The organism is Coleofasciculus sp. FACHB-542 (genome assembly GCF_014695825.1).
GTDB lineage: Bacteria > Cyanobacteriota > Cyanobacteriia > Cyanobacteriales > FACHB-T130 > FACHB-T130.
This window is the reverse complement of record NZ_JACJPB010000041.1, coordinates 182300-200511: the sequence shown is the minus strand read 5'-3', so window position 1 is coordinate 200511 and position 18212 is coordinate 182300. Positions and strand designations below refer to the sequence as shown.

At 48.0% G+C, this 18212-nt stretch carries 11 protein-coding genes and 1 pseudogene; 3 read left to right on the top strand and 9 right to left on the bottom strand.

The features are described 5' to 3' along the window. Positions 1-298: 298 nt before the first annotated feature. Positions 299-4027, bottom strand: a complete 3729-nt coding sequence (locus H6F52_RS15445) for a hydantoinase B/oxoprolinase family protein (RefSeq protein WP_190535924.1) — start codon at positions 4025-4027, stop codon at positions 299-301. A 248-nt stretch (positions 4028-4275) separates the two neighbouring features. Here H6F52_RS15445 and H6F52_RS15440 point away from each other — a divergent pair, with 248 nt between their 5' ends. After that, a complete protein-coding gene (locus tag H6F52_RS15440) occupies positions 4276-5205 on the top strand; it encodes a ribonuclease D (protein WP_190535922.1) in 930 nt (309 codons plus the stop codon). Between the two features lie 129 nt (positions 5206-5334). Continuing rightward, positions 5335-7317 carry an alpha-amylase family glycosyl hydrolase gene (locus H6F52_RS15435; RefSeq protein WP_190535920.1) on the top strand — a complete coding sequence of 661 codons (1983 nt, stop codon included), beginning with the start codon at positions 5335-5337 and terminating at the stop codon, positions 7315-7317. A gap of 47 nt (positions 7318-7364) precedes the next feature. Here H6F52_RS15435 and H6F52_RS15430 read toward each other — a convergent pair whose 3' ends face one another. The 3 genes and pseudogenes from H6F52_RS15430 to H6F52_RS26155 all read right to left on the bottom strand — a co-directional run bounded on the left by H6F52_RS15430 (position 7365) and on the right by H6F52_RS26155 (position 9046). After that, positions 7365-7964, bottom strand: a complete 600-nt coding sequence (locus H6F52_RS15430; RefSeq protein ID WP_190535918.1) for a metalloregulator ArsR/SmtB family transcription factor — start codon at positions 7962-7964, stop codon at positions 7365-7367. Positions 7965-8037: 73 nt separating this feature from the next. Further along, positions 8038-8877, bottom strand: coding sequence for a M28 family peptidase (locus H6F52_RS15425; protein WP_190535916.1), 840 nt, complete (start codon positions 8875-8877; stop codon positions 8038-8040). Between the two features lie 13 nt (positions 8878-8890). Next, positions 8891-9046, bottom strand: a pseudogene (locus H6F52_RS26155) (DUF4351 domain-containing protein). 159 nt (positions 9047-9205) lie between these two features. On the opposite strand from H6F52_RS26155, the gene H6F52_RS15415 reads away from it, so the two are divergent. Further along, the gene (locus H6F52_RS15415) at positions 9206-10147 is read left to right on the top strand and encodes a DUF5996 family protein (protein WP_190535914.1); all 942 of its coding nucleotides are present in this window, start codon (positions 9206-9208) and stop codon (positions 10145-10147) included. 273 nt (positions 10148-10420) lie between these two features. Here H6F52_RS15415 and H6F52_RS15410 read toward each other — a convergent pair whose 3' ends face one another. The 5 genes from H6F52_RS15410 to H6F52_RS15390 all read right to left on the bottom strand — a co-directional run bounded on the left by H6F52_RS15410 (position 10421) and on the right by H6F52_RS15390 (position 18173). Then, positions 10421-12712 (bottom strand): nitrate reductase, encoded by a 2292-nt coding sequence (locus H6F52_RS15410; protein ID WP_190535912.1) that lies wholly within the window; start codon positions 12710-12712, stop codon positions 10421-10423. A gap of 102 nt (positions 12713-12814) precedes the next feature. Continuing rightward, positions 12815-13660 (bottom strand): nitrate ABC transporter ATP-binding protein, encoded by an 846-nt coding sequence (locus H6F52_RS15405; protein WP_190410257.1) that lies wholly within the window; start codon positions 13658-13660, stop codon positions 12815-12817. A gap of 79 nt (positions 13661-13739) precedes the next feature. Beyond that, positions 13740-15740, bottom strand: a complete 2001-nt coding sequence (locus tag H6F52_RS15400; RefSeq protein ID WP_190410258.1) for a nitrate ABC transporter ATP-binding protein — start codon at positions 15738-15740, stop codon at positions 13740-13742. 165 nt (positions 15741-15905) lie between these two features. After that, the gene (gene ntrB, locus H6F52_RS15395) at positions 15906-16748 is read right to left on the bottom strand and encodes a nitrate ABC transporter permease (protein ID WP_190410259.1); all 843 of its coding nucleotides are present in this window, start codon (positions 16746-16748) and stop codon (positions 15906-15908) included. Positions 16749-16838: 90 nt separating this feature from the next. Further along, positions 16839-18173 carry a CmpA/NrtA family ABC transporter substrate-binding protein gene (locus tag H6F52_RS15390; RefSeq protein WP_190535910.1) on the bottom strand — a complete coding sequence of 445 codons (1335 nt, stop codon included), beginning with the start codon at positions 18171-18173 and terminating at the stop codon, positions 16839-16841. Between the last annotated feature and the right edge of the window lie 39 nt (positions 18174-18212).

Here is an 18212-nt window from a genome sequence, read left to right as displayed (position 1 = left end):
TAAAGCGTTGGATGGAGGCAGTATAAAGTTCTGTCAACTACCTAAACTAGCATTCTTTAATTAAATATGCCTTATTAAGAATCACTTACAGATAGGCGCTAACCTTATTGCTTTAAGCGATTCGTTTACAAGCCGCGCAAACAAAGGATTTCAGCAGTTTTCCCAGTTCAAGCAAATAAATTACTAAGTATAATTCCCTACTTTTCCTACTTTTCCTACTTGCTGTTTGGGTCGAATATAATCATCTATCAAAGGTCAAGGGTTGCGATCGCGCTTTTATCATGTATCAATTATTAGGTTACAGATTCTTGGCAATTCCATAACCTCCACCTCCTGGTGTTTCGATAACAAATACATCGTCACGCTGCATTTCTACAACCCCTGTACTGCCTAATTCCTCTATAGTTTCATCAGTACGCTGCACATAATTTTTCCCGACTGCACCCGCTTCACCACCATGCAAACCAAAGGGAGAAATGACACGACGACTTGATAAAATTCCAGCAGTCATGGGTTCAAGAAAACGCAGGCGACGGATAACACCATTCCCTCCATGATGATGTCCATTCCCGCCGCTATTGGGACGAATCGCAAAACTTTCTAAAAGGACAGGAAATCGCCATTCCAATACTTCTGGATCGGTAAGACGGGAGTTTGTCATGTGAGTTTGTACGGCGTCGGTGCCGTCGAAGTCAGCGCCAGCGCCGGAACCGCCACAGATGGTTTCGTAATATTGATAGCGATCGCTTCCAAAGGTAAAATTATTCATTGTTCCTTGGGAAGCTGCCATTACCCCCAGCGCCCCATACAAAGCATCGGTAATGTTTTGCGAAGTCTCTACATTTCCCGCCACCACAGCAGCAGGATAACGCGGATTTAACATACAGCCTTCGGGAATAATAATTTCCAAAGGTTTGAGACAACCCGCATTGAGGGGAATATTGTCATTCACTAAAGTGCGGAAGACATACAATACTGCTGCCTTGCACACGGCTGCTGGTGCGTTTAAATTACTCGGTTGCTGAGGAGAAGTGCCGGTAAAATCTATTTTGGCGCTGCGAGTCGATTTGTTGATGGTGATGGTAACTGCGATCGCGCTGCCATTATCCAGAGGACAAGTAAAACTGCCATCTTTGAGAACTTCGATAACCCGACGTACCGACTCTTCCGCATTGTCCTGTACAAAGCCCATATACGCTTGCACAGTCTCTAAACCATAATGCTCCATCATCTTGTGGAGTTCTTGCACGCCGCGTTCGTTCGCCGCAATTTGTGCTTGCAAATCTGCAATATTTTTACTGGGATTTCGGGCTGGATAAGCGCTGGATGCCAGCAGTTCCAGCAATTCTTTTTCTCGAAAATGTCCTCCCTCTCCTAGTTGAAAATTATCAAGTAGCACTCCTTCTTGTTCTACCGTGGTGCTGTTTGGAGGCATGGAACCTGGGGTAATCCCACCAATGTCTGCATGATGTCCCCGCGAGGCAACGTAGAAGAGGGGAAGCGTAGGAGGGGAGATTGTAACGCGATTTATCGCGTCTGGAGAGGAAGCAAATACAGGAGTAATTACGGTGATATCGGGTAGGTGCGTGCCGCCGTTGTAGGGATTATTTGAGGCAAAGACATCTCCAGGTTGAATCGTGTCGCCACAGGCGTCAATTAAACTTTTGACGCTTTCACTCATGGAACCCAAATGTACGGGAATATGGGGAGCGTTGGCGACTAACTGCCCGTGTTGGTCAAAAATTGCACAGGAGAAATCTAAGCGTTCTTTGATGTTGACTGAGGAACTGGTATTTTGCAGAGTGATACCCATTTGTTCGGCGATCGCGCGAAACAAATTATTGAAAATCTCCAGCATCACCGGATCGGGACGATTGAGGATTCTAGATTCTGGATTTTGGATCGAGAATTGTAAATCTGCCGAACGCTGCAAAATCAGATGATTGCGATCGCTTAGCTGTGCTTGCCAACCGGGTTCAATCACATTCGTACCCGTCGCATCGGCAATGATAGCAGGGCTAGAAATCCAGTCTCCGGGTTGCAAATCCTCTCGCTTATACACTGGCGTCTCGTGCCACCGATCCGCCGCATACATCTGTACAGTTGCCACCGGCGAGGGAAGTTCATCACTGCGACGCTGAATGACTGCTTCCTCTACTCTCTCCGTCTTCGCCACCACCTCAACCGAAACCGCCTCTACAATCAGCCTTTTATCTTCCACAATAAAGCCGTAACGCTGCCGATGCAACTCCTCAAACCGCCCCCTCATCGCCGCCGTATTCCCAAAATCCACAATCAGCGCCGAATCAGTCCCCTCATACCGTAAATGCACCTTCCGAAAAACCTCAATCTCAACATCCTCCCTTATCTCTTCTTCCTCTCTTTCCTCTGCGTCCTTGGCGTCGTGGCGGTTTAATTCCTCCTCCCCCTCCCTTGCCAACTGGCTTAACATCCCCTCCAAACTCAGCACTAACTCCTCACTCAGATGCGCCTCCACCGCCCGTTCTCGCAGCACCCGCATATCTGCCAAACCCATGCCATAAGCCGATAACACGCCGGCATAGGGATGCAGAAACACCTGCTTCATCCCCAACGCATCGGCAATCAGACAAGCGTGTTGTCCTCCTGCGCCCCCAAAACAGCACAAAGTATATTCCGAAACGTCATAACCGCGCTGGAGAGAGATTTTTTTAATTGCACTCGCCATTGTTTCAACTGCGATCGCGAGAAATCCAGCCGCCACTTGTTCCGGCGTCCGATTGTCCCCAATTTCTGCCGCCAGTTCATTAAACTTTTGCCGCACTACTTCTGCATCTAGCGGCAAATCTCCGTTCGATCCAAACAATTTCGGGAAAAACTCCGGTTGCAACTTGCCCACCATCACATTGCAATCCGTCACCGTCAGCGAACCGCCTTTTCCATAGGCAGCGGGACCCGGATTTGCCCCCGCTGATTCGGGTCCCACGCGATACCTCGCCCCATCGAAAAAGAGAATCGAACCGCCACCAGCAGCAACCGTATGAATTGCCATCATCGGCGTTCGCAGTCGTACCCCGGCAACTTCCGTTTCAAAGGTGCGTTCGTATTCGCCGTTATAGTGGGCGACATCCGTAGAAGTTCCGCCCATATCAAAGCTGATAATTTTGTCGAATCCCGCCATCAAGCTTGTCTGTACCGCGCCGACGATGCCCCCAGCAGGGCCAGATAGAATACTGTCTTTCCCTTGAAACTGTTGGGCATCAGTAAGTCCACCGTTGGACTGCATGAACATCAACTGGGGAGAGTTTTGAGTTGAAAATTCCGATTCCAAACTGGCTAGCTGACTGGCAACTCGATCTACATAACGCCGTAAAATAGGCGATAAATAAGCATCAACAACGGTAGTATCACCGCGACTCACCAACTTCATCAACGGGCTAACTTCGTGCGATACCGAGACTTGGGTAAATCCAATTTTCCGCGCTGCATCTGCTATTTGTTTCTCGTGTTCGGGATAGCGATAGCCGTGCATGAAGACAATGGCACAGGAGCGAATCCCGTCGTTGTACGCTTCTTGTAGAGATGCGATATATCCTGTTTCTACGGGGATTAATTCTTCGCCTTGGGCGCTGTAGCGTTCCTCGACCTCAATCACTCGCTCGTAGAGCATCTCTGGCAATACAATGTGACGGGCGAAGATATCGGGGCGATTTTGGTAGCCGATGCGAAGGGCATCTCGAAATCCCTGAGTAATGACCAGAAGAGTGCGATCGCCCTTGCGTTCCAGTAGCGCATTCGTCGCCACAGTGGTTCCCATCTTGACAACTGCAATCTGTTCCGATGGAATAGGTGCATCTGCCGCAACTCCCAAAATGTCTCGAATTCCCTGTATTGGCGCGTCAGTATACCGTTCGGGATTCTCCGACAGCAGCTTATGAATCACTAGTTGTCCATCCGGACGCCGCGCCACAATATCAGTAAACGTACCACCCCGATCGATCCAGAATTGCCAGCGGTTATTTACGTGGGAAGGTAGATTGGAATGCATAATAAAAAATAATTGCGCGATGTTGATGATAAAATCTTTCTAATTAATTCTTATTATAAATACCGTTGCTAGTTTGTCCGGTTTTAGTTTAAAAACATCCAAACTATTTTAATGAACATGTTTTTTGATATAAAAATAGCTTTTGTAGCAGAAGTATTTATAAATATTAATTGCTGTAACTTCTGAACTTAAAATAAACAATCTAACCTTTTATTTAACTTTTATTTACAAAAAGGATGTTTTAGAGAATGCTTTACTTCACAGAAACAGAGAAAGCTAAAGTTCTAATTAATGAATATTCAAAACGCCAGCTTTTGTACTTAGATACGGAAGTCGCCGATTATAATACTCGCAAGCCTAAACTCTCTTTGATTCAAATATTAGATGACTTTACCGATGTAAGCGGAAATAGCGTTTGCATCTTAGATGTTTTAGATAATCCTGAAATTGCAGAAATCTTTATTAAAGAAATCATGGTCAATCCTGCAATTGAAAAGGTCTTCCACAATTCCAGCTATGACCTGAAGTTATTAGGTAAAACTAAAGCTAAAAATGTAAGTTGCACCTTAGAGATTGCCAAATCAATTCCTTACTATTTATTGCCAGTACCAAATTTACAATTGAGAACTCTGGCAGAAAAGCTGTGCTATTTTCCCAATATAGACAAAACCGAACAAAGCAGCGACTGGGGACAGCGACCACTGACAGAAAGTCAGCTACAGTATGCAAAAATGGACCCGATTTATCTGGCTCACGTGCATCAGCGGCTGTTGGAATTAACTCAATTGAGTAGTCCAGATCCAGAACAGGAAGATGTAACAGCTCTAGCTCAACGCTATCGAGAAATTGAGCAGGAATGGAAGTTGCTAGATACCGAAATTGACAACATCCAAAATAGGCTCAAAGCCGCGATGCAAGCACAAGAACTATCAGAAACGAAATATTTCCAATTATCCAGTTATGAGCGAACCATAAAAAAAATTCCGTTTAACCAGTTGGCAAGAATGGCGGAAATTCATGGAATTGATTTAGAGTTTCCGGTGACACTAACCCAAAATCTTCAGAAAGACTTGGGAGAATTGATCGCGGAACTTCCAGTGGAAGAAGAGAAAACTACTATCTGGCGGTTGAATCCCAAAGAGCAGGAAGATGAAGAGGATGATGGGATTCCATTTTAAGGAATATTCTGTTAATTCAAGTAACTATCTCTTTCTTCCCGTCTTGAGATTCACCTTTTATCTGGAATAGCAGTCTGTTCTCGTGTGTAAAAGCTCGTAGCTAACCTTCGTATTCAAGGGGTTTCTGTAATGCTTCCTGATTTATTGCATCGCAAACAGACACATTTCGTTTTGTGGCGTCCAGGAGATATTCAACCCCCTCCAACGCTTTACATCGGCAACTTCGCTGGAGATAATCCAAGCTCATTTGAAAATTTTCAAGAATTCGACTTAATCCAATCAACAGATTTTCCAGAACTTTGGGAAATACCAGCAGAAAACTGCAATTTAACAGACGGAGAGGTTTATTTTTACTGGTTTAAAGTCCGCGACACTGACGCCTACACCAACACCCATCGAATTCTCTACTGCACCGATCCTACCGCTTACACGGTGGATCGGCGTTTCTCTGCACCGAAAATCCTTTCAGAAGAGGGAATGTCCGACCTAGATCCAGCTAGCGTCATCCTCTACCGAGATAAAATGCTGGTTCCGTGCGATCCGAAGGGGCAAACAGCGGACTGGGAAGGAGATACGATAGAAAACCTACAACCGAATAATCGGCTAGTGATTTACGAGTTGCCCACTCGCTGGACTCGAATTCGTTCAACTGGGGGAATTCAAGAAGGAAACGGGACTTTTCGAGACGTAGTTTCTCTATTGGTGGAAGAAGCGATCGCACCTACTTTTTCCTCAGTCCGCGCCTTACAAAACCGCGCTCATCTGGTGGAATTAGGTGTCAATGCTTTGGAACTTTTACCGCCATCTGATAGCGATCAAACAGATAATTGGGGCTACGGTACGGCTAATTATTTTGCAGCCGATTATGACTTAGGTCGCCCGGACGGTCAAGAAGCACCTACGGCTTCCATTGATTTAATCAATCTCATCAAAGTTTGTCATCAACACGGCGTGCGCTTTTTTGTTGATGCGGTAATGGCTTTTTCTTACAACAATCCTTACCGCAACGTTAATTATGTAGAATTTTATATCAAGTTTAATAGTGGCGATCCAGAACAAGGAAATCGGGACGGATTTGGCGGTGATTTGTTTAAGTACAACTATTGGGTAGAAGGGTATCATCCGCTTGCAGGTACGCGATCGCGTTTTGTTCCTGCCCGCGAATATATGAAAGCCTACATCGCCCACTGGATGGATTACTATCGGGTAGATGGTTTGCGCCTCGATAGCGTCAACAATATCGGCAATTATGACTTTTTACAGGAATTCAAAGATTATGCGCGATCGCTTTGGCAGGAACGGGAAGGAAGCGGCGATAAATTTCTCGTAGTCGGTGAAGAATTAAGCGTACCTCTCGCTTTAATTTCACAGAATCGTCTCGATGGGTTGTGGAACGAAAAGTTTAAGCATATTATCCGTAGCGTCATTCTAGGACAAAATTCGTCTGATGAGCCTAGCTTTGAATGGAGCGTCCGCAAACTCATTGACTGTCGTAATTTAGGGTTTGCAGATGGTTCTCAAGCAGTTAATTATCTGACTTCCCATGATGTAGGAGGCTTTGGCAACGAACGCTTCTACAGCTACCTAAATAATAATCAAGTTTTTGATACAGAAAAGCGCATCAAGCTAGCATTTGTTTGTTTGCTCACTGCTGTCGGGATTCCGATGATTTTGGCAGGAGATGAATTCGCCGATCAAAATGACTTGCCAACTTCAGATGACCATAAAAAACAGGTTGATCCGGTTAACTACAGCCGTCTGACAGATGATTGGCGACAGCGTATTTTTAATTATGTTTGTAGATTAGTGAAGTTTCGGACTACTTCTGATACTTTAGCTGTAAATGACACTCATTTTATCCATTCTGACTTCAATGAAGGTAAGCGAGTTATCGTCTGGCAGCGAGGCAAAGACGATCGATTAGTGATTGTGGTGGCGAATTTCTCTGAGTACGGGACCCCTCCAGGTTCTGAGTATAAAATACCTAATTGGCCTGCAACTCCGGCAGGTAAACAGTGGAAAGAGATCGCGCAAGATCGTATGGTTCCTGCTGAATGGGTAGGCAGAGAAGGCATCTTCCCGTGGGAAGCGAAGGTTTACGCGCTAGTTTAAACTTATTCACCCTCAGAGGTAGAGACACGGCAGTGTCGTGTCCCTACTTACTCAATACTGGTCTCTAAACGCCAATACACACCATTTTCCCGCTGCATCAGTTTAGAAGCTATCAACTCTCGTCGCAGAGTGGCGGAGTCAGGATGGTGGCGCTTGATGATTTCATTCACCTGAAGTTCTGGGTAATTAATCCCGATTTCAAATTGGTTTGCCAACCACTTGAGAATCACTTGGCGTTTTTTACGACTGGCAGGAATTTCTTTCAAGCGAAGGACGCGATCGCATCCCGCTTCGCTAATCTCCTCAAAAAAGTTCTTCAATACCTTGCTCTCCCATGCTTCCCCTTCTACATCTTCGACGAGAGAAGCCATGTTATCTGGAGTGAAAATCTCTTTGCTAAAGTTTTGCAGCGCCTCGCTATTGAGTCGATACAAATGAGTATTGCCGTCAGGGCGCATATTCACCAAATTGAGTTCTTTCAGTTTACCCAAATGATGGGAGACAGTCGGCTCCTTCAGTTTCACAATCGCGGCTAATTCTTCGACGCTGCATTCCCGATTCGCCAGAATCCCCAAAATCTTCAATCGGCTTTCGTCAGCGAGAACCTTGAAGAAGCGTAGCAGGGTTTGAAATTCCGCTTTTTCCATCGTTTTACTTCTAATTAGATACATATCTAACTAGAAGTTTATCTAATTAATTGTGCGGTATGCAAGTCATCTTTCACAGACGGCTAATACCGGAAGCCAAACCGCGACAGACGCCGGTCAGAAAGTTTAAATCCAGGGTTTCTATGGTGTCGCTCGGTTGATGGTAATGGGGATTTCGCATAAATGCTGTATCTGTCACCATCATTGCTTTATAGCCTAAATCCCAGAAGGGCGAATGATCGCTCAGTCGCGTTGAGCTGACGATTAAACCTTTATTCGGCACCGGCAACCATTCGCTTGGAACTCCAACTTTACGAATGTTGCGACTCAGGTGAATTAGATCGGGAATGCTCGGTAAATTGCCAATCAAAGCAATGTAATCACCCCGATTTGGGTAAAAACGTTCTAATCCGGCCGGATAGCGTTGCGAACCAGGGGCGGAGTTGCAATATCCCAGCATTTCTAAGGAAAGCATCAAACGAAGTGATTGTCCTTGTTGCTTTAAATCAGATGCATATTGCTGACTCCCTAGCATCCCGTATTCTTCCATATCAAAAGCAACCAATCGCACCGGGTATTTTGCAGGTTCTGCTGCGAAAATTCTCGCCAATTCCAATAGCGCGGCGACACCCGTGGCATTATCATCTGCGCCTGGGGTTCCAGGTGCAGCGTCATAATGTGCGCCAATAAGAATCGGTGGCTTCTGATTATTTGTCGCCGCTGGTAGATTCAGAATGAGATTCTGATGATTTTGACCGCGAATGCTGAACTCGTGGGTTTCTACAGTTCCCCATTGTTGCAGTTGTTCGCGGATGTAATGCTGTACGTAGAAATGCCCCGAACTGGCGAGATAAGGGTCGCGATCGCGTACTATCTGGGTGAGATGCGATCGCAAGTTTTCTTTTAAATCCAATTGTCTATTGCTCCTAAGTTTCTAACCAAGCGCTCAAATCATTTACAGAGGAGAAATCCAACAGCGCCTCGCCCAAATCTTCTTACTGGGGAATGGATAATTGCTGAATTCTAGTTTGTAGTTCGGGAGCGATCGCGCCAAACCGACGGGTAAGCTGATGCATAATCAATGCTACCCTTTCTCATTGCTGTCACTTTTGGCGGATATTTTGATAAATTACCGAACCTTGCATAATCTCCTCTCTAAATAATTGGCTAATCAAATCTTTTTCAAAGCCTGATACTGTTTATAGTATCTACCGCCAATCCTGAGCATGGAGATTCATCTGATGACGACTTCCGCTCACCGCTCATCGAACGCTGTTTGGCTCCCTTTGTCACTCTCAGCTTGGCAAGATACCTATCAAACGCTGCATTTGTGGACACAAATTATTGGTAAAATCCGGTTAGCATTAGCCCCGAAAATCAACCATTGGTGGCACTCGACGCTGTATGTCACCACCCCAGGACTTACCAGTGGTTCAATTCCTAACGGAACACGTAGCTTTCAAATCACCTTTGATTTTCTCGCTCACCAACTCAAAATCGAGACAAGCGAAGGTACAACCAAAAGTCTGGCACTTGCTCCTCGCTCGGTGGCTGATTTTTATCAGGAAGTGATGAACACCCTGAAGGATCTCGGTATCGAAGTGCAAATCTGGACAATGCCCCAAGAAATTGCCGATGCGATTCCCTTTGAGCAAGACCATCAACATCATGCTTACAATCCGGAATCTGCTCAACGCTTCTGGCAAATTCTGGTACAAGCCAATCGCATCATGACGGTGTTTCGCTCCCACTATATTGGAAAGTGCAGTCCTGTCCATTTTTTCTGGGGCAGTTTCGATCTGGCTGTGACTCGCTTTTCGGGACGAAGGGCACCCGAACATCCAGGAGGTGTACCCAACATGGCAGATTGGGTAACGCGAGAGGCTTATTCCCATGAAGTCAGCAGTTGTGGTTTTTGGTTTGGGGGTGGTTCAACAGAAGCCTTATTTTATGCCTACGCCTACCCAACACCAAGAGGATTTAAGGATTATCCAATTCAACCACAGTCTGCATTCTATAGCCCGGAGCTGCAAGAATTTGTCCTGCCCTATGAGGCGGTGCGACAAGCAGACGATCCAGATACAGCCGTGCTGCAATTCCTACAAAGCACTTATGAGGCAGGGGCGAATTTGGGAGATTGGGAGCGAGCTGCGTTGGAAGATATTCCAGTAGCAAGTGAATAAAGTGAGTCTGCGATCGCTTCTATTGGTATATGGGATGACACTATCTGTGCTTTTTTCCGCGTCACTTCATAGAGAATTGGTATCACCAGGCGATCTAATTATTGACAAGAGAAGAAATCCAACCGCGCCTCGCCCCAATCTTCTCACTGGAGAGCAGACCGACGTGATTGATAAAAAAAGGGATACGGTAATGCCGTCCCCCTTTTTTAGCCTAAAAAAATTGAATTTCAAACGCCAGAATTGAGAATAAATTACCTCAGCTTAGGGGCAATTTTAAACAGACAAAGCGGAGGAAAAAGCCTTGGACTGAGTAGGCTGGAGTAGATACTCAGAGTCAACTTTTTCAGCAGTCAAGGGCACCAGTTGCACCGCACAAGCTTTCAGTTCCGGTTGCAGTGATTCGGGACAAGATTCGGCATGGGTGAGGACGTTCGCTTCGGCACCATCCGCCCAAAGAGCGCCCCAGTGCATGGGGACAAAGGTAACACCGGGAGCGATCGCCTTGGTGACTCTGGCAGGGAATCGCGCCGTGCCCCGACGGGTTCGCACTTCCACCCAATCATTTTCCTGAATCTTCAGAGAAGCCGCATCGCGGGGATGAATTTCAATGAATGGCTGCGGGTGCATCTGCCGAATTTTATCAATTCGTCCGGTACGGGTTTGGGTGTGCCAGTGTCCGTAAAGTCTGCCCGTCGTCAGAACAAAAGGATAATTGGGATCGGGCGGTTCTGCCAGCCCCCGCGAATGATAGGCTCCAAACCGCGCCCGTCCATCCGGCGTCGGAAAGTGAAAATCCGTGTAAAGCCGTTTTGAGTTTTGAGTTTTGTTAGCGTAGCGATGCGTAGCACATTTTGAGTTTTGAGTTGAAGAGTTTAACGGAGAACTCAAACTTGGGGTATCAAAACTACGATCGGGACAGGGCCACTGAAGCGGACCTTCTTGCGCCAGTCGTTCGTGACTAATGCCGCTCATATCACAGACGCGATCGCGTGTCAACTTCACATATTCGGCATAGATAGACGCTGGCGTCTCGTAGGGAAATTTTTCAGCAAAACCTAAGCGCCGTGCGACTTCTGTAAATATTTGCCAATCGGGTTTGGCTTCTCCTGGGGGAGTGCGAAATGCCTGACACAGCGTGACCACTCGCTCGGAGTTAGTCATCGTGCCAGTTTTCTCGCTCCACTGCGCCGCCGGGAGCAAAACGTGAGCAAAGGCGGCGGTTTCAGTGGGGTAGTAGGCGTCTTGATAGACCGTAAAAGGCGATCGCTGCAATGCGGCTTTCGCACGTTCCAAGTCAGGTAAACTGACAGCCGGGTTCGTAGCGGCAATCCAGAGAACGCCCACATCTCCGGTTTCCAAACCCGTGATAATGTCCCACGCCGTGCGACCCGGATAGGGCGAAATTTGTCCGGCGGGGAGTTGCCAAAACGCTTCAAGTTCCGCTCGATGTTGGGGATTTTTGACCACTCGATATCCGGGCAGAATGTGGCAAAGACCGCCGGTTTCCCGACCGCCCATCGCATTCGGTTGACCCGTCAGCGAAAACGGCCCTGCACCGGGTTTGCCAATCTGAGCCGTCATCAGGTGCAGATTCACGATCGTTCGCACCTTGGCAGTGCCTTCAGAAGACTGATTCACGCCCATCGACCACAGAGACAGCACGCGCTTCGACTGTGACCAGTATCGAGCTGCTGTTTCCAGGTCAGAGATGGAAATACCGCATCGTTCGGCGACCACTTCCGGTGGATAGTGCTGGATGACTTCTGCAAAAGCTGGAAAATTCGTCGTGCAGTCCTCTATGAAATAAGTATCAATTGCGCCCCAACGCATCAGCAGGTGAGCGATGCCATTGAGTAGATCCATATCGGTGCCTGAGCGAATCGCTAAGTGCAAATCTGCTGCCTCAGCCGTGTTCGTCCGGCGCGGATCGACCACAATCATTTTGACGTGAGAATTTTTCTTGTGGTGTTTCCGCAGGCGGTTAAAAATGATGGGATGACAGTCGGCGGTGTTGCTGCCGATGATAAAAGCACAGTCGGTTAAGTCTAAATCTTCGTAGCAGCAAGGGGGGCCATCCGAACCAAAGCTTTGCATATAACCCGCAACGGCGGAGGACATACACAAGCGCGAGTTGGAATCAAAATTATTCGTGCCCAGACACCCTTTGAGTAGTTTCTGAGCAACGTAGTAATCTTCAGTTTGCAGTTGCCCGGAGCCGTACATACACAGGGCGTCCGATCCTTGAGTTGCCAGAACATTTTGAATCTTGCTCGCGACGAGATCCAAGGCTTCCTCCCAGGTGGCGCGCCGGAAAGGTTCATCCAGGGAGTCGCGGATCATCGGATGGAGAAGGCGGTCTTTGGAAAGGGACTCGGCAACGGTAGCACCTTTGACACACACCATCCCGTGACTAGAAGGGTGCGCGCGATCGCCCTGCACTTTCCAGATGGGATTCCCTTGAGCATCCCGATGCGTTGGCTTACCGGCTTGCGCTGGAGGTGTCACCTCCAATCCACAGCCGACGCCGCAGTAAGGGCAAAGGGTTTTTGTACTGTCAGTTGTCATTCGTCAGTCGTCCGTTGCTAATTGCTAATTGCTAATTGCGATTAGCCATACTTTCATCGCTTGTTGGGGATTACCCATTGGATAATACCTAACAAGCGATGACTAATCATCATCATGAGCAAATCGGTTGAACAGGAAGTCGAGGGCGTAGTTTCGCAGGTTGTAATATTCCGGATCTTCCATAATCCGGGCACGATTGCGGGGACGGGGGAAAGGAATCTTCAAAACTTCGCCAATGTTTGCCGATGGCCCGTTGGTCATCATCACCAGCCGATCTGCCAAGAAGAGTGCTTCGTCGATGTCGTGGGTAATCATCAAGACAGTAACTTGATGTTCGCGCCAGATGGTCAGCAACTCCTCTTGTAATTCTTCCTTGGTGATGGCATCCAAGGCTCCGAATGGCTCATCCAGAATTAATACTTTAGGGCGAATCGAGAGCGCACGAGCGATCGCGACTCGCTGTTTCATCCCTCCAGACAGCTGAGATGGTTTTTTATCTGCTGCTTCAGTCAGCCCCACCATTGCGAGGTGATCCCGAACGATGGTGACTTTTTCCGACCGGGGTTTACCGGGATAGACAGAATCCACTGCCAGGTAAACGTTCTCGAAGGCAGTCAGCCAGGGAAGCAGGCAATAGTTCTGGAACACCATCATCCGGTCTGGGCCAGGTTCGCGGATTTTCAGGGTTTCCAGGCGCACTTCACCGTCAGTTGGCTTGTTGAAACCTGACACCATGTTTAACAGGGTGGATTTACCGCAACCAGAGTGACCAATCAGGCAGATAAATTCGCCTTCATAGACGGTGAGATTTACCCCATCCAGAACGGTATACGGCCCGGTAGGAGTGGGATAAACCTTGGAAACATCTTCAATGACCAAAAACGGGTCGCGGTTGACGGTTTCTTGGGTTAGTTGGGTGACGACGCCAGTGTTGTTCAAAGTGTGCATGGGGAGGTGAAGGTTGTTAATAGCTAATCGCGAATTGTTCTTGCCATAGTTCCATTAGCGAATGGCTAATGACTGATTACTAACGACTCGCAACTAAGGGGTCGATGTTAATCTCTTCGATACGAATTGGACGCTTAATTTCCAAGCTATTGAGGTACTTAATGGGATCGTCGGGATTGAAAATGGTGCCATCAAACATTTGCATGGGTGCGCGATCGCGTCCGATATCCATTAAGCCGAGTTCCCGCGCCGCTTCCCTAAATACATCGATGCGCCGCACTCGTTCTTGAATTTCTAGCCAGTTTTTGGGGAACGGAACAATTCCCCATCGTGCTAGCTGAGTCATCACCCACAGTCCTTCCTCCGGTTCTGGAAAGTTCGCTTTATCGACAAAGAACTGGTTATAACGCAACATCTGTTCGGGTGCTGCGCCCGTCCCGCGAATGTAGGGATCGATAAAGCCGGGACGGGTGTATTCTGGGGCGGAGCCGATGTATTGCGGCTGACACAGTAAGTTGACAATTTCTTCCCGATTGCGTCGGTCATCGCAGTATTCGCAAGCTTCCAAAAGCGCTTTTATCAATGCGATATGAGTTTGCGGGTACTTATTTGCCCATTCTTCCTGGCATCCGAGTACCTTCTCCGGATGTCCCGCCCACAACTCCATATCGGTGGCGATGACAAAACCGAGTTTTTCATGAACGGCGCGAGAGTTCCAAGGTTCGCCGACACAGTAGCCATCAATACTTCCAGATTTCAGATTGGCGACCATCTGGGCGGGTGGAATCACCGTCAAACTGACATCTCGGTCGGGATCGATGCCGCCACTTGCCAGCCAGTAGCGCAGCATCATGTTGTGCATAGAGGCAGGATGCACCACTCCGAGCGTATGGATCTTGTCGGGAGTTTGCGCGATCGCTTCCTTGAAATCTGCCAAGGTGCGAACGCCGCGATCGTACAAATCCTTACTGAAGGTAATCGCATTGCCATTGCGCGATAAAGTCATCGCCGTACACACGGGCAGTGGCGGGCCATCGGCTCCCAAGGTCATTGCCATCGGCATTCCGGCAACCATCTGGGCAGCGTCTAGGCGTCCCGTCGCCACCCCTTGCGCGATCGCTTTCCAACTGGGTTCGCGATTCAGCGTCACATCTTCTAACCCGTGCTTGGCGAAGAAACCTTTTTCTTTTGCCACCACTAAAGGGGCGCAGTCAGTTAGGGGAATAAAGCCAATTTCCAGATTGACTTTCTCCAACCCATTCCGGGCAACCACCGCCGGTTGCGTTGCTTTGCGCTGCTTGGCTTTTTTCTGCTGGTTGAGGAAGTAAATCATCTCATTCCGCAAGCCGTAGTAGCTGGGATGATTGACGACCTCCATGCGCTTGCGTGGGCGAGGGATGGGAACGTCCAGAATCTGTCCGATATGGGCATCTGGGCCGTTGGTCAGCATCACAATTCGGTCAGACAGTAGCAGCGCTTCGTCCACATCGTGCGTCACCATGATCGCGGTGACTTTGCTTTCCTGGCAGATTTGCATCAACTTTTCTTGCAAGCCGCCTCGTGTCAAAGCATCCAGCGCCCCGAACGGTTCATCGAGTAGCAGCAACTTGGGACGAAGGGCGAGGGCACGCGCGATCGCTACCCGCTGTCTCATTCCCCCCGATAGCTGACCGGGTCGTTTATCCGCAGCGTGCCGCAATCCCACCAAATCGATGTGATGCTCCACAATCCCCTTGCGCTCACCTCTGGGCCGGTCCTGTAATACTTCATCTACCCCCAGAGCGATGTTTTCCCGCACGGTGAGCCAGGGAAGCAGCGAATAATTTTGGAACACGACCATTCGGTCTGGTCCCGGCGAAGTCACCTGTCGCCCTTCTAAAATCACACCCCCACTCGTCGGTCTATCTAGACCAGCCACCATATTTAGCAGGGTTGATTTGCCGCATCCAGAATGTCCAATTAAAGAAACAAATTCACCTTGTTTGATTTTCAGGTCAATATTCTTGAGTGCCACATAAGTACCGCCATTGGCAAGCGAGTACACCCGGTCAACATGGTCAATTTCTACAAAGACAGACATAGCAATAGGGCTGAGGTATGAGGACTGAGAGAAGTGAGGACTGAGGTATGAGGGCTGAGGACTGAGAGAAGGAACTAAAAGAGGAGTCAGGGATAAGGATTGAGGATGAGTTGAGAAGTTAAGGGCGAAGAGTTTACTTAATACTTCCTACTCAGTCCTCAGTCCTTACTTCTGTTCCTCTGGTACAACTTTGGAGGCGACGAAACCGACCAGCCTATCTAGCAGCAGACCTACAATGCCGACATAGACAAGCGCGAGAATAATTTGGCTTAGTAAAGAGTTGTTGTAAGCATCCCAGATGAAGAAACCAATTCCCACACCGCCTACCAACATTTCAGCTGCAACAATTGCTAACCAAGATAAACCAATGCCAATTCTCAGTCCAGTAAAGATATAAGGAACCGCTGCGGGAAAGAGAATCTTAAAGAAATACTTCTGCTTAGAAAGCCGCAATACTCTAGCAACGTTTCGGTAATCTTGAGGAATCTGCTGCACTCCCACGGTGGTGTTAATAATAATGGGCCATATCGACGTGATAAAAATTACAAAAATAGCTGAGGGATTGCTTTGTTGAAATGCTGCCAGAGAAATCGGTAGCCATGCCAGAGGGGGAATGGTACGCAGAACCTGAAAGAGGGGGTCTAAAGCGCGGTAAGTAAACTGATTGGTACCAATCAAAATCCCCAACCCAATCCCAACTAAGGTAGACAGAGAGAAGCCAATCGCTACCCGTTGTAAACTGGCGAAAATTTGCAACGCCAAGCCTTTATCCGTACCGCCATTATCAAAAAATGGATTGATAATATAGGGGTTCCAAGTTTCTCTTAGTACTTGGATTGGCCCTGGCAAACCTTTAGAACCCGGAGGGCAGAGGATTTGCCAAAGGATCATAAAAGCTGCAAGTGCTAGCAGCGGTGGCACAATGTGTTTAAGTTTCTTCTGAAAGAAGGTTCCGATTAGCTTCTGGGAATTATTACTTGAAAGGCGATTCTCAGTTCTAGCAGTCATTCTCGCTCCTAATTGTTAATCATATTGATTCGTCATTGGCTAGCAAACAGCGAATAGCCGATTCCTCTGGAACTATTCGCTATTCGCGATTTATGCCTTCTTAATCTTGAGACTCTTCAAGTATTCCTCTGGCTTTTCGGGGTCAAATTTGACGCCATCAAAGAATGTTTCAACACCACGAGAACTGCTAGTCGGAATTTCTGAAGCAGGAACGCCTAGTGCTTTGGCTGCCTCTTTCCAGAGGTCTTCCCGGTTCACTTTGTCAACGAGTTCTTTAACGTTGGTGTCAGCAGGAATATTCCCCCAACGGATGTTTTCAGTTAGGAACCAGGTGTCGTGACTCTTGTAGGGATAAGAAGCGTTATCTGACCAGAACTTCATCAACAGCGGACTATTTTGCACCACCGGACGACCATCGCCGTAGTCAATGTTGCCCTTGGAACGCTCAATAATATCTTTCGCTGGCACCTTAAACCACTTTGCTTGGGAGACAATTTGGCACATCTCTTCTTTGTTTTCTGCCTTGTCGCACCACTGCTGGGCTTCTTGGATTGCCATTAGCAGCGCTTTGGCAGAATTTGGATTTTTATCTACCCAATCAGCCCGCATCGCAAAAGCTTTTTCGGGATGGTCTTTCCACAGTTCTCCCGTTACCAAGGCGGTGTAACCCTGCCCTTGGTTCACCAGCTGGGCGTTCCACGGTTCGCCTACACAGAAGGCTTCCATGTTGCCCGTTTTCATATTCGCCACCATCTGAGGCGGTGGTACGGGAACTGTAGAAATATCCTTGTTTGGATCGATGCCGCCTGCGGCTAACCAGTAGCGCATCCAGAGGTCGTGGGTGCCACCAGGATAGGTAATGGCTGCCTTGAAGTCATTTTTGCCCCCAGCTTTGGTAAAGGCTTCTTTAAGTCCTTTGCTGTCTAAGCCGACTTTGGATTCTTTGTAAGTATTGGCAACAGAAATTGCTTGACCATTGGTATTCAACCGCGCCAGGATGTACATCGGCACTGGCTGCTTGTTCTTGGTTTGTCCCAAGCTCATAAAGTAAGGCATGGGGGATAAAATATGCGCCCCATCAATGCCACCGGCGTTACCGGCTGTGCCTAGCTCCAAGTTATCGCGGGTGACGGGCCAGGAAGCTTGCTTGACAACCTCAACCTCTGTCATGCCGTATTTGGCAAACAACCCTTTTTCCTGGGCTACAACTAGGGGCGCGGAATCCGTTAGAGCAATAAATCCTAGCTTGGCGGTGGTTGTTTCTACTTTCGGCGCGTTGGCTGCCGTGCTGGTGGCAACGGGGGAGGATTTTGAAGCGGACTTGGCGCTATCGGTCGGGCCGGAACTACAGCCATGAGCTAGCAAGCTTCCGGCTGTGGCTGCGCCTGCTGTAATGATAAATTGCCGTCTAGAAACTCTGCTCATATTTCTCTTGGAAGTGGTAACTCGGTGGTACGTAGTCGG

Bases quoted from the DNA above. Each gene is read 5' to 3' on its own strand.
- H6F52_RS15445 (WP_190535924.1), bottom strand. From the start codon at position 4,027: ATGCATTCCAATCTACCTTCCCACGTAAATAACCGCTGGCAATTCTGG.
- H6F52_RS15440 (WP_190535922.1), top strand. From the start codon at position 4,276: ATGCTTTACTTCACAGAAACAGAGAAAGCTAAAGTTCTAATTAATGAA.
- H6F52_RS15435 (WP_190535920.1), top strand. From the start codon at position 5,335: ATGCTTCCTGATTTATTGCATCGCAAACAGACACATTTCGTTTTGTGG.
- H6F52_RS15430 (WP_190535918.1), bottom strand. From the start codon at position 7,964: ATGGAAAAAGCGGAATTTCAAACCCTGCTACGCTTCTTCAAGGTTCTC.
- H6F52_RS15415 (WP_190535914.1), top strand. From the start codon at position 9,206: ATGACGACTTCCGCTCACCGCTCATCGAACGCTGTTTGGCTCCCTTTG.
- H6F52_RS15410 (WP_190535912.1), bottom strand. From the start codon at position 12,712: ATGACAACTGACAGTACAAAAACCCTTTGCCCTTACTGCGGCGTCGGC.
- H6F52_RS15405 (WP_190410257.1), bottom strand. From the start codon at position 13,660: ATGCACACTTTGAACAACACTGGCGTCGTCACCCAACTAACCCAAGAA.
- H6F52_RS15400 (WP_190410258.1), bottom strand. From the start codon at position 15,740: ATGTCTGTCTTTGTAGAAATTGACCATGTTGACCGGGTGTACTCGCTT.
- ntrB (WP_190410259.1), bottom strand. From the start codon at position 16,748: ATGACTGCTAGAACTGAGAATCGCCTTTCAAGTAATAATTCCCAGAAG.
- H6F52_RS15390 (WP_190535910.1), bottom strand. From the start codon at position 18,173: ATGAGCAGAGTTTCTAGACGGCAATTTATCATTACAGCAGGCGCAGCC.